The sequence below is a fragment of the Streptomyces sp. NBC_00569 genome, assembly GCF_036345255.1.
Lineage (GTDB): Bacteria > Actinomycetota > Actinomycetes > Streptomycetales > Streptomycetaceae > Streptomyces.
In genome coordinates, this window is record NZ_CP107783.1 from 2,269,244 (window position 1) to 2,281,246 (window position 12,003).

General features: G+C 71.1%; 9 protein-coding genes. 6 read left to right on the forward strand and 3 right to left on the reverse strand.

Features of this window, described 5'->3' with window-relative positions; translation table 11 throughout:
• The first annotated feature begins 339 nt into the window (after positions 1 to 339).
• Positions 340 to 1,482, forward strand: a complete 1,143-nt coding sequence (locus OHO83_RS10455) for a PLP-dependent cysteine synthase family protein (RefSeq protein WP_330279303.1) — start codon at positions 340 to 342, stop codon at positions 1,480 to 1,482.
• The gene (locus OHO83_RS10460) at positions 1,479 to 2,732 is read left to right on the forward strand and encodes an MFS transporter (RefSeq protein WP_330279304.1); all 1,254 of its coding nucleotides are present in this window, start codon (positions 1,479 to 1,481) and stop codon (positions 2,730 to 2,732) included. The genes OHO83_RS10455 and OHO83_RS10460 overlap by 4 nt, the downstream gene beginning before the upstream one ends.
• A 590-nt stretch (positions 2,733 to 3,322) precedes the next feature.
• Here the strand turns inward: OHO83_RS10460 and OHO83_RS10465 are convergent.
• The 3 genes from OHO83_RS10465 to OHO83_RS10475 are packed head-to-tail and all read right to left on the reverse strand — an operon-like array spanning position 3,323 to position 5,960.
• The gene (locus OHO83_RS10465; RefSeq protein WP_330279305.1) at positions 3,323 to 4,171 is read right to left on the reverse strand and encodes an ABC transporter permease; all 849 of its coding nucleotides are present in this window, start codon (positions 4,169 to 4,171) and stop codon (positions 3,323 to 3,325) included.
• Positions 4,168 to 5,046: an ABC transporter ATP-binding protein gene (locus OHO83_RS10470; protein WP_330279306.1), complete on the reverse strand. Its 879-nt coding sequence runs from the start codon at positions 5,044 to 5,046 to the stop codon at positions 4,168 to 4,170. The genes OHO83_RS10465 and OHO83_RS10470 overlap by 4 nt, the downstream gene beginning before the upstream one ends.
• Positions 5,043 to 5,960, reverse strand: coding sequence for an ABC transporter substrate-binding protein (locus tag OHO83_RS10475; RefSeq protein WP_330279307.1), 918 nt, complete (start codon positions 5,958 to 5,960; stop codon positions 5,043 to 5,045). The genes OHO83_RS10470 and OHO83_RS10475 overlap by 4 nt, the downstream gene beginning before the upstream one ends.
• Before the next feature lie 387 nt (positions 5,961 to 6,347).
• Here OHO83_RS10475 and OHO83_RS10480 point away from each other — a divergent pair, with 387 nt between their 5' ends.
• The 4 genes from OHO83_RS10480 (at position 6,348) to OHO83_RS10495 (ending at position 11,926) form a co-directional block, all read left to right on the forward strand.
• Complete coding sequence (locus OHO83_RS10480) at positions 6,348 to 7,784, forward strand: MFS transporter (protein WP_329432954.1); 1,437 nt, start codon at positions 6,348 to 6,350, stop codon at positions 7,782 to 7,784.
• 86 nt (positions 7,785 to 7,870) lie between these two features.
• On the forward strand, positions 7,871 to 8,674 hold the full coding sequence (locus tag OHO83_RS10485) for an IclR family transcriptional regulator (protein WP_266675760.1): 804 nt from the start codon (positions 7,871 to 7,873) through the stop codon (positions 8,672 to 8,674).
• 77 nt (positions 8,675 to 8,751) lie between these two features.
• Positions 8,752 to 11,100, forward strand: a complete 2,349-nt coding sequence (locus OHO83_RS10490; protein WP_330279308.1) for a CaiB/BaiF CoA-transferase family protein — start codon at positions 8,752 to 8,754, stop codon at positions 11,098 to 11,100.
• A 49-nt stretch (positions 11,101 to 11,149) separates the two neighbouring features.
• Positions 11,150 to 11,926 (forward strand): enoyl-CoA hydratase/isomerase family protein, encoded by a 777-nt coding sequence (locus tag OHO83_RS10495; RefSeq protein WP_330279309.1) that lies wholly within the window; start codon positions 11,150 to 11,152, stop codon positions 11,924 to 11,926.
• Positions 11,927 to 12,003 lie beyond the last annotated feature (77 nt).

The window sequence follows — 12,003 nt, forward strand, 5'->3', positions numbered from 1 at the left end:
CCGGTGGAATGCGAGGGGAGTGACGAGCCCTCGGTTCAGCCACCGCGCGACATCGTCACCCCGGCACCGACAGCGGCCCTGACCGTGCAGCCGATGACCAACCCTGCCGCGCCCCATGTGCGCAGGCCGCCCCTGCCCCCGGCTCCCGACCCAGGCAGCCCCGATACCGGCCGGTCACGAGCCGGCCTGGGCGTGTGGAGGACGTGATTGTCCGCTGAACCGCGACGAGCGGCTGGCACCAGCGCCCCCGCGTCTCTCGCGGCAACGGGTCACATCTCACCCTCCGTCGACCAAGCGGCCCGGCTCCCCATCTGCCGCCGGCCGCGGGAGAACCACGCCATGGACCAACTCACCCACACCTCCGCACCCGCCTCCCCCGCCATGCTCCTCTCCGACGCCAAACACCCGTTGCACACCCCGGCCGGACTCGTCGGCGACACACCCGTCCTGTGGATCGGCGAACCCTTCACCACCGAGGGATGCGGATTCTGGGCCAAGCTCGAAGGCCACAACCCCGGCGGCATCAAGGACCGCACCGCCCTCCACATGGTCCAAGCCGCCCGCGAGCGCCGTCATTTGCCGTCCGGCGCCCGCATCGTCGAGTCCACCTCCGGCACCCTCGGCCTCGGTCTCGCCCTGGCCGGCGCGGTGTACGGCCATCCGGTCACGGTGGTCACCGACCCCGGCATGGAACCGCTGATGACCGGTCTGCTGACCGCGTACGGAGCGGACGTCGACCTCGTCACCACGCCGCACCCCGAGGGCGGCTGGCAACTGGCGCGTCGGGAGCGGGTGGAGGAACTCCTCGCCCTGTACCCCGACGCCTGGTGCCCGGACCAGTACCACAACCCCGACAACGTGACGGCCTACGCCTCCCTCGCCCGCGAAATCGTCGCGCAACTCGGCCGCGTCGACACACTCGTGGTCTCCGTCGGAACCGGAGGCCACTCGGCCGGCATCGCCTCTGTCCTGCGCACCTACTTCCCCAGGCTGCGTGTCGTCGGCGTGGACACCACCGGCTCCACGATCTTCGGGCAGCCCGCGTCGGCCCGGCTGATGCGCGGCCTGGGCAGCAGCATCTACCCGGGCAATGTCGCCTACGACCTGTTCGACGAGGTGCACTGGGTCGCCGCCCCCGAGGCTGTCTGGGCGGCGCGCCGCCTGGCCCGCCACCACTACGCCACCGGCGGCTGGAGTGTGGGCGCCGTCGCGCTCGTCTCCCGCTGGCTGGCCCGCACTCTGCCCGCCGAGAACCGGATCGTGACCATCTTCCCGGACGGCCCACAGCGCTACGTCGGCACCGTCTTCGACGACACGTACTGCCGCGCCCACGACCTGCTGGGACATCTGCCCGCCGACAACCCTGACGAGATCGACAACCCGCGCGACAGGGTGGTCACCCGCTGGACCCGCTGCACCCGTGTCGTCGACCCCCTCGCCGGAACGCGTGCCCCGCAGCGCCTCGCGGGAGCCGCCCGATGAGGAACCTGTGGCGCCAGACCCGCTCCTTCCCGCCCGCCGCACGACTGTTGATGGCCAACCAGTTCGCCATCAATCTCGCCTTCTACATGCTGATGCCCTACCTCGCCGCGCACCTGTCCGGCGATCTCGGGCTCGCCGCCTGGGCCGTCGGACTCGTCCTGGGCGTACGGAACTTCTCCCAGCAGGGCATGTTCCTCATCGGCGGCACCCTCGCCGACCGGTACGGATACAAGGCCCCCATCATGGCCGGCTGCCTGCTGCGCACGTTCGGGTTCGGGCTGCTCGGCTGGGTCGACAGCCTGCCCGCACTGATCGCCGCCTCCGCCGCGACCGGCTTCGCGGGCGCCCTGTTCAACCCGGCCGTCCGCGCCTACCTCGCGGCCGAGGCGGGCGAGCGCCGCGTCGATGCCTTCGCCACCTTCAACGTTTACTACCAGGCAGGCATGCTGCTCGGCCCTCTCGTCGGACTGGCCCTGCTGGCCGCCGACTTCCGTCTGGTGTGCACGGTCGCGGCCGTGATCTTCACCGCGCTCAGCGTGCTCCAGTGGCGCGCCCTGCCCGCGCGGGGAGGTACCGCGTCAGCGTCGACGGATGCGGAGGGTGTGCTGAGGCAGTGGCGCACGGTCGTGGCGAACCGGCCGTTCCTCCTCTTCTCCGTCGCCATGATCGGCTCGTACGTCCTCACGTTCCAGGTCTATCTCGCCCTCCCGCTGGCGGCCTCGAACGCACTGGGAGCGCGAGGCACGGTGGTCACCAGTGGACTGTTCGTGGTCTCGGCGGCCGTCGCCGTCGCGGGCCAACTGCGGCTCACTCAATGGGCCAGGCGCCGATGGTCACCGCATGAGGCGCTGGTCCGCGGCCTTGCCACGATGGGCCTCGCCTTCCTGCCATCGGCACTGGCGCCGCAGGCGCTGCCCACGGCGGTCATCGCCGCGCTCGCGGTGGCGGTCGTCCTGCTCGCCGCGGGCAGCGCGGTGGTCTACCCGTTCGAGATGGACACCGTCGTGGCCCTCTCCGGAGACCGTCTGGTCGCCACGCACTACGGGCTCTACAACACGGTCTCGGGCCTGGGCATCACCCTCGGCAACCTCGCCACGGGCGCCCTGTGGGACTTCGCCGTGCGGCACGACGTGCTCTGGCTGACCTGGACGGCCCTGACCATGACCGGTCTCGGCTGTGCCGCCGCACTCGCCGCGCTCGTCCGTTCCGGGCGGCTCACCGCGGGGCAGCCTCAGCCGGTGACTGCCTGACCGGACGGATCTCATGCCCGCGGGGCGGCGTCGAAGAGGGCGGAGATTCTTGTACTTCGGCGCCAACTCGCCGTCCTCCGCCGTCAGGTCGCCCGACCACGGCTCTCATGGGCGGACCGGGCGCTGGTCGCGGGAGGGGCGCGGCTGCTGCCCAAGGCCCTGCGAGGGCACGTGTGCGTCACCCCGGGCGCGCTGCCGCGCCGGCACGCCGACCTGGTCAAGCGCCGCCGGATGGACAAGCGCCCCGGTCCCGGCCGTCCGCCGACCCGGCTCATCTCGCGGGAGCCGACGTTGAGAATGGCCGCGGAGAACCCAACCCAGGGCTACCACAGGATCGCGGTCGAACTGGCCGGCCTGGACCGCCCGGTCGGAGCCCCAAAGGTATGGGCGATCCTGGACAAGGCCGGAATCGACCCGGTGCCCCGTCGCTCTGGCCCGACCTGGGCAGAGGCGCCGGCTCCGGGACCCGGACCGGCCGCTTCACCAGGAGCGGCCGGGTGCCGAATTCCTGCAGGACCAGGGCCCGCGACTCGGATCAGATGCGGATGCGGCGGCACGACTCGCGTACGTTCTCCGTTCGTCTCTTTCCTTTACACCTTGACTCCGTAGTTGCGCAATACACGTACTGCGATGATGCGCAGCACACGGTCATAGACGAAGCCGAGGATCCCGAGCGTGATGATGCCGACGAAGACCCAGTCGATCCGCCCGTAGTTGCGGGACGTCCAGATCAGCGAGCCCAGACCGACCTGGGACGCGACGATCTCGGCCGACACGATGGTGAGGAAGCTGTTGCCCATGGCGAGGCGGGCGCCGGTGACGATGTACGGGACGGTGGACGGCAGCACGATCCGCTGCAGGATCTGGCGGCGGTTCGCACCCAGGCTGGCCGCCGCACGCAGCTTGGACTCGTTGACGGCCATCACGCCCGCGCTGGTGTTGAGCGTCACGATGAAGACGGCCGTGTAGAAGATCAGGACCACCTTCGACGCCTCGCCGATGCCCAGCCAGACCACCGCCAGGGTGACGAAGGCGACCGGCGGGATGAAGCGGAAGAACTCGATATAGGGCTCCAGGAGTTGGCGGACCGTCTTGATCTGCCCGACGAGGAGGCCGATCGGAACGCCGACCACGATCCCGAGTCCCCAGCCGATCAGGATGCGGCGGCTGGACGCGATGACCGACTTGAGGAGGGTGCCGTCGCCCGCGAGTTCGCCCGCGGCCGACACGGTCTCCTTCGGCGAAGCGAGCAGCGACGAGCCGTACTTCGTGGCGAGCAGCTGCCAGATGCCGAGGCCGACGAGGACGGAGAGGGTGTAGACACCGGCGGTGCGCAGGCCCCGTCGCGTGCCCGCACGGACCGCGCGGCGGGGGCGCGCCTCTGGGCCCGAGCCGGTGGCAGGCATGGGGGTGGGGGTGTCCGTCGTGGTGAAGCTCATCGTGCGTCCTCCTCGAAGCCGGCTCCCTGATCGACCTGTTGGTCGAGGCCTTGAGCGCGCAGGGTTTTGCGGACCTCTTCCCCGATGTCCTGGCGCAGCTTGCGCCGTAGATCGATCGCAGCGGGGTCGTCCTCGTCACGCGGCCGTGCCAGTTGCACGTCGTAGACGGACTTGACCGAGGCCGCGGGTCCCGCCGTCATGACAGCGATCCGGTCCGCCAGCAGGATGGCCTCGTCGATGTCATGGGTGACGAAGACGATCGTGCAGCCCGACGCCCGCCAGATCCTGTCCGTCTCCTGCTGCAGGACTTGCCGGGTCTGCGCGTCGAGCGCGCCGAACGGCTCGTCCATGAGGACCACGCCCGGCTCATTGGCGAGGACTCGGGCGATCTGGACGCGCTGGCGCATGCCGCCGCTGAGCTGCCCCGGAAAGCGCTCCGCACAGTGGCGCAGGCCGACCAGGCCGAGGAACTCATCGGCGAGGCGGGCCTGTTCGGCGCGTGACACGCCACGCATACGCGGGCCGAACGCCACGTTCTGGCGCACGGTCATCCAGTCGAAGAGGGCCTCGCTGCTCTGGAAGACCATGCCCCGTTCGGGATCGGGCCCCGCGATCGCCGCGCCGTCCGCGGTGAGGCCGCCCTCGCTCACCTCGACGAAGCCCGCCATGGCGGACAGGAGGGTGGACTTGCCGCAGCCGCTCGGGCCGAGCAGGCAGAGGAACTCACCCGCCGCGATGTCGAGGTCGATGCCGCTGACGGCCTGGAAAGGGCCGAAGTGAATGCCGACGCCGTCGGCGCGCAACGCCGCACCGCGCGTCACCTCAATCAACTGGCCTGCATCTGAGGCGAGTTGAGCATGTACGCTCTTCGTCATCGCGATCCCTCCGTGTGCTCGCGCAGCCATCCGTCCAGTACGGCCTTGGACACGTCCGGCTCGGACTTGACCTTGCCGGTGCTCGCGTAGAACTCGGCGGTACGCCGATAGGCCACCAGGTCGGCGGCGGTGAAGTCGCGTACGGCGAAGTCGATTTCCTCGATGGCGTTCACGGTCTGCTCGGCCGGAACCTTGGCCGCGTCCTTGGTCGCCTTCGCCGCGGCGGCCGGGTCGCTCTCGGTCTTCTTGGTCGCCTCCGCGAGGGCGGCGGCGACCTTCGCGGCAGTGTCGGGGTTGGCCCGCAGCCAGGATGAGGTGGCCAGCAGCCACTGCTGGTAGGAGACGCCATAGTCGCCGGTGGTCGCCACGACCCTCGCGCCGAGCTCCTTGCCCTTCGTCGGCCACGGCTCCCACAGGACGTACCCGTCGATGTCACCCTTCTTCGTCAGGGCGGGGATCTCGGCCGGGTCCGCGGTGACGAGGTCGACCGATCCTGCGCCGATGCCCTTCGACTCCAGGTACCGAGTGGCCGCGAGCTCGGAGAGGCCGGGGACGACGGCCATCTTCCCTATCTGCGAGGGGGACTTGATGCCCGGGCGGAGGACGACCTTGAGGTACTTCCCCGAGCTCTCGTACACGAGCAGTGAGCGCAGGCTCGGGCTCTGCGCAAGCACGCCGATAGTGGTGGTGTCCGAGTTGCCCGCCATCTGCACCTGCCCCGCGCTGAGCGCGTCGACTCCCTCGCCGCCCTTGGCGAACTGCACGAGGTCGACGTTCACGCCGTGCTTCGCCCACAGGTCCTCCGCATCGGCCAGGAAGAACGGCGCGAACGAGGCATCGATTCCGACGGCGATCCGGACCTGGGGTCCCGCCCCGCCTCCGGAGCCGCCAGCGGAGTCGGTGGTGCCCGCCATGCAGGCGGTCGATGACAACAGGGCCGCCGTGGCGAGGAGGGCGGAGCGGGCCAGAGGGTATCTCGGACGTGACGCCGGCAACATGGGCACCTCACAGTGGGACGCGTTTCGGCAGGTCGACGGGGTGCGGGCCCGCAAGGCGGCGCACGCTACCGGCCGTGGCGCGCTGCCGCACGGGCGACGGTCCGCTGAGCGGGATGTCTCCGGTTCAGCCGGGATCCGTCGAGTCGCGCGCGCCGCTTCCCGTCTTGCGCGCCATTTCCCGTCGTACGCGTCTCGACCCGTCGTGCGCGGCCGACGTCTCGCCAGGCGGACCGACACCCTTGAGCCCCCACCGGGCCGTCCATACGCTCCGGCGATCCCCAGCTCGATCGGCAAGGAGTGCACATGACCCGTCAGTCCACGAACGGCGACGCACCGTCGCCTGCGGCCTCGGACGCTGTTCCGGTACGACGCGTCGTCACCGCGTCCCTCGCCGGCAACATGCTGGAGTGGTACGACTTCTTCCTCTACACGACGGCCGCCGCCATGGTCCTCGGCTCGGTCTTCTTCCCCTCCGGCGGACATCCTCTGCTCGGCACGATCGCCGCCCTGGCCGGGCACGCCGTCGGCTTCGCGGCCCGGCCCATCGGCGGTCTCGTCTTCGGTCACATCGGAGACCGGCGGGGCCGCAAGACGGCGCTGCTCGCGACCATCTCGCTGATGGGCGGCGCGACCTTCTGCATGGGTCTGCTGCCCTCGTACTCGACGGCGGGCATCGTCTCGCCGCTGCTGCTCGTGGTGCTCCGCATCCTGCAAGGTGCCGCAGCGGGCGGCGAGTGGGGCGGCGGTGTGCTCATCATCACGGAGAACGTTCCGCCCAACCGCCGTGGATTCCTTGCCTCGTTCAGTTCGTGCGGCATGGGGATCGGTTTCGTGCTCTCGTCCCTTGCTCTGTGGCTGGCCCAGCAGGCGAGCGGCGATGCCTTCGCCGCCTGGGGCTGGCGCCTGCCGTTCCTGGCGAGTGCGGTGATCTTCGCGGTCGGCCTGTACATCCGCCGCAACCTCGGCGAGACGGAGAGCTTCGAGGAGACGACAGTCACGGGGGCGGAGGCCGCCGACAAGGCGGTCGCGAGCGAGGCGCGTTCGCCCCTGCGCGAGGTTCTGCGGCGCCATCCGCGCCAGATCCTGTTCGCCATGGCCCTGCGCTTCGCAGACAGCGGCGCGAGCTACATCTTCATGTCGTTCTCGCTCGTGTACGGGGCGTACGTCGGGATCTCGTCGACCGTGCTGCTGTGGGCGGGGATCGTCGGGATGACGGTGGACTCGGTGATGATGGTCGTCTTCGGCCGGCTCTCCGACCGGGTGGGGCGACGGCCCGTGTACCTCGGCGGAACCATCGGCATCATCGTGTGGGCGGTGCCGTTCTTCCTGCTGATGGACACCGGGGAGACCGCGGCGGTGTGGCTGGCGTTCGTCGTCGGGCACATCGCCATCGCCGCGATGATCGGCGTACAGCCCTCGTACTTCGCCGAGCTGTTCAGCACCCGGACCCGGTATTCCGGGATGGCGATCGGTCACGAGCTTTCCTCCGCCGTGGCCGGCGGTCTGTCCCCCGTGGCCGCGACCGCGCTGCTCGCCGCGACCGGACACTTCCTGCCGGTCGCACTGCTCACGATCGCCATGGCACTGGTCGCGACCGTCGCGCTGGTCTTCTTCGCGGACCGGACCGCGACGGCGGACGTGGCGCAGGACCCGTCCCCATCCGCCTCCGACACCAGCACCGAGACCGACACCCATGGAGAAATCACAGCAAAAAGGGACACCGGCGCGCCTGTTGCCTGATGTTCACGTCGGGGCCCCTCTATGCAACATGCCCTTGATGCACTTCAAATGGCCTTTCCGCCATGTGAAGGAGCACGAGGACGCCGATGGATCTGCGGGAGTCGGACACCGAGGAAACCGCCCTGCCCAATTCCGTCCTGGGCAAGGCGCAGCTGCTGCTCGGCGCGTTCGAGTCGGGTGCGGTCCGGCTGCGTCTGAGTGAGCTGAGCCGAAGGTCGGGGGTGCCGAAGGCCTCGGCGTACCGCCTCGCCCAGGAGCTGGTGCAGTGGGGACTGCTCGACCGGCACGACGAGACGTACGAACTCGGCATGCGCCTGTTCCAGCTCGGCGAGCGCGTGCCCGCCTCCGCGGTGTTGCGTTCCGCCGCGCGGCCACTGCTCACCGACCTGTTCGCGCGTACCCGTGCCGCGATCCACCTCGCGGTGCTCGACGAGACGCATGTGCTCTTCCTCGAGAAGATCGGCGGGGAAGCGAGCGTGCGCACGCATTCGCAACTCGGCGGCCGCCTGCCGGCGTCGTGCACGGCGACCGGGAAGCTGCTCCTCGCCCTGTCTCCTGACGGACACCGGCACGTCCGACACCTCGCTCAGGGCACGGGGACAGGGCTTGCGACGCTCACCGAGCGGTCCGTGGTGTCCACAGCCGCCCTCGGACGGCAGCTGGCAGCCGTGCGGCGGCAGGGATTCGCCCACGAGGTCGGGGAGGTCAGGGCCGGTTTCGCCAGTCTCGCCGTGCCGGTGGCGGGACCCGACGGCGTCGTGCGCGCGGCCCTGTCGGCGACCGCGCCCGTGTCCGAGGTCTCGGTGGAGCGGCTGCTGCCCGCCCTGCGGTCCACGGCGGCCGGTATCACGCGAGGGCTCACGCACTCTGCGCAACCGCGGGTCCGGTGAACGGAACACCTGCCTGGCTGCCAGGACCCGGGGAGGTGATCGTGAGGCTCCGCTCGCGATGATGGGGAGGAGCCCTGGTGGAAGCCGTGGCAGGAGCCTTGACAGGAGCCGGGCCGGGACGCTCGGCAGAAGCAGACCCGGCGCCGCTGCGCGTGCTCGATCTGACGGATGAACTGGCGTATCAGGGTGCGCGGCTGCTCGTGGGGATCGGCGCCGACGTCGTACGGATCGAGCCGGGCGCGGGCCTGGACCCGGCGGCTCGAACGCACTGGCACGCGGGGAAGCGCTGGGTGCCGGTGCGCGGGGCGGCCGAACTCGATGAGCTGGCGCGGGGCGCCGACATCGTTCTGGAGAGCGGACCCGTCGCGCGGTTGCGCGGGCTGCGGGAGGGCGACGGTACGTCGCGGTGGCCGCATGCCGTGCATGTGGTGGTGACGCCGTTCGGGCTCACCGGTCCGCGGCGCGACTGGGTCGGCGACGACCTCGTCCTCGCGTCGGCAGGCGGCATGACGTGGCTGGGCGGACGGTCCGGCGCGCAGCCGAAGCCGCCGCCACGCGAACAGGCGGTGCAGACGGCCGGTGCGCACGCGGCGATCGGAGCGCTGCTCGGCGTCGTGTCGGGCCGGCCCCAACTGGTCGACGTCTCCGTACAGGAGGCCGTCGCCGCCACCCTGGAGACCGCCGCCCTCACCTGGATCCACGCAGGTCGTTTCCCGGTGCGCAATGGCGGGGTGTACGAGCACGTGGCACATCGGATCTTCGCGGCGGCGGACGGGTACGTCGCCGGTGGTTACTCGGGCAGCGACCGCATGTGGACCGATCTGCTCGCGTGGATGGTGGAGCGGGGCGAGGCCGGCGACCTGACCGACGCCTGCTGGAGCGACGCCGCCTACCGGTGGAAGGGGCGGGCCCACGTCGACGAGCTCGTACAGCGGTTCGCGGCCCGGTGGCCGGCCGCCGAACTCGCCGACGAGGCGCGGGCGCGCGCTCTGCCGTGGGCGGAGGTCGTGGCGCCGGAGCGGCTGACGGTCAACCCGCAGCTGCGCGACCGGGGCGCGCTGGTCACCGTCACCGGTGAGGGGCTGCCGGAGAGCGGGGTGGAGGACGTCGGTTTCCCGTGGGCTGCGCTGCCCCGACCGGTCGCGCTGGAGGCGGTACGGGAGGTGCCGCGGTCGGAGTCCCCGTGGCGGGAGCCGGAGCGGCGAGGGTTGCGCGGGAGGCCCAAGTCCCGTGCCCTGGAAGGGGTTCGGGTCCTCGATCTGACCTGGGTGCTCGCCGGTCCGTACGTCACGAAGCAGTTGGGCGAGCACGGTGCGGACATCGTCAAGGTCGAGTCGAAACACCGGCAGGACCCCACGCGCTTCGCCCCCTCGATGCATCTGCGGCCGGGCGCCGACCCGGACGACAGCGGCTACTTCCTCAACTTCAACCGGAACAAGCGCAGCGTCGCCCTGAACCTGCGCACCGGTGAAGGGCAACGCCTGCTCCGGGAGTTGGTGCCGCACTGCGACGTGATCGTGGAGAACTTCAGCCCCGGGGTGCTCGCCCGGTGGGGCATGGACTACGCGTCGCTGCGCGAGCTGAATCCGGACGTCGTCCTGGTGTCGATGGCGGGGGTCGGGCAGACAGGTCCCTGGCGCAAGGCCGTGACGTTCGCCGACACGCTTGCCGCGATGTCGGGTCTGTCGAGCGAGACCCGGGATCCGGGCGGCCCGCCGCAGGGCCTGACGTTCGGGCTCGGCGACATGGTCGCGGCCAATGCCGCCGTGCTCGCCACGCTCGATCTGCTGGCGCGGGGGCGCGGCGGGCACGTGGACCTGTCCCAGTTGGAGGCGATGGCCGCGACGATGGGTCCGGCCGCGCTGGAGCCGGTGCTGGACGAGGGCCGGCCGGATCCGCGGACCGCCGAGCACCCCAACCGGTCGCCTCACGCCGTGCCGCACGGCGTGTATCCGGCGGCCGGGAACGACCGGTGGGTGGCCGTTTCCGTGACCGACGAGGCGCAGTGGAGGTCGCTCACCCGCCTCGTCGATCTCCCCTGCCAGAACGGCGACTTGGGGGCTCGCCGGGCCCGCGAGGACGCGATCGACGCGGCCCTGGCGGACTGGACGCGCGGCCATGACGCGCACAAGCTCGCCGCGCTGCTGCAGGCGGAAGGCGTCCCGGCGGCGGTCGTGGCGACCGGCCGGGATCTGGTCGAGGCCGACGAGCACCTCGACGCCCGCGGCTTCTATCCCGTACTGGACCATCCCCTGGCCGGATCCGTCCGGCACGAGGGCGTCGTGGCCCGGCTCGCGGCGACGCCCGGCGCGCTCACCGACCCGGCCCCGCTCCTCGGGCAGCACACCCGCGAGGTGCTGCACGAGGTGCTCGGCCTCGACGACGACCGACTCGACGCGCTGGCGGCCGAAGGCGTCACCGAATGACGCGTCCCGGCCACGGAGACGTCACCGAACGACCAAGGAGAACAGCACCATGACCGCACCCTCCGTACTCGACGTGACCCGCGACGGTGCCGTGGCAACGATCCGGGTCGACCGGCCCAAGGCGAACGCCGTAGATCCGGCGATGATCGAGGAGTTCCTCACGGTCCTGCCGCCCCTCGCGGCCGACCCGGAGGTGCGCTGCATCGTCGTGACCGGTACCGGCCGGTTCTTCATCGCCGGGGCCGACATCGCGGTGATGCGGGACCTGTCGGCGGAGAACCAGGCCAGGATGCGCCGCTGGATCGACGTGCAGCGGGTCATCGAGCGGGCGCCGAAGCCGGTCGTCGCGGCGATGAACGGGCATGCGCTCGGCGGCGGCGCCGAACTGTCGCTCGCCTGCGATCTGCGGATCGTCTCCGCCGACGCCGTCTTCGGGTTCCCGGAGATCCGGCTCGGCCTGTTCCCGGGGGCCGGCGGCAGTCAGCGGCTGCCGCGACTCGTCGGACCGCACCTGGCGAAGCGCCTCATGATCGAGGGCGAACGGCTCACGGCACAGAAGGCGTTGGAGCTCGGGCTCGTGGACCTCGTGGCGGCGCCGGACGCGTTCGACGTCGTGGTCGCCGAGCGGGCCCGCGCGCTCGCCGCGCAGCCCACGGCAGCGATCGCGCTGCTCAAGCGGGTCGTGGACGAGGGCTACGGGCTACCCGTCGAGGAGGCCCTGGAGCGGGAGGAGAAGGGCGTGGCGGAACTGACCCGTACCGCCGACGCGGCCGAAGGGCTGCAGGCGTTCCTGGACAAGCGGGACGCGGTGTTCATGGGCCGGTGAGGGCGCACGGCTGCGGGGGCGGCGCGACGAACGGGCTGCCCCCGCAGTCCCGTTGGCGGCGTGCACGCACCCTGGGC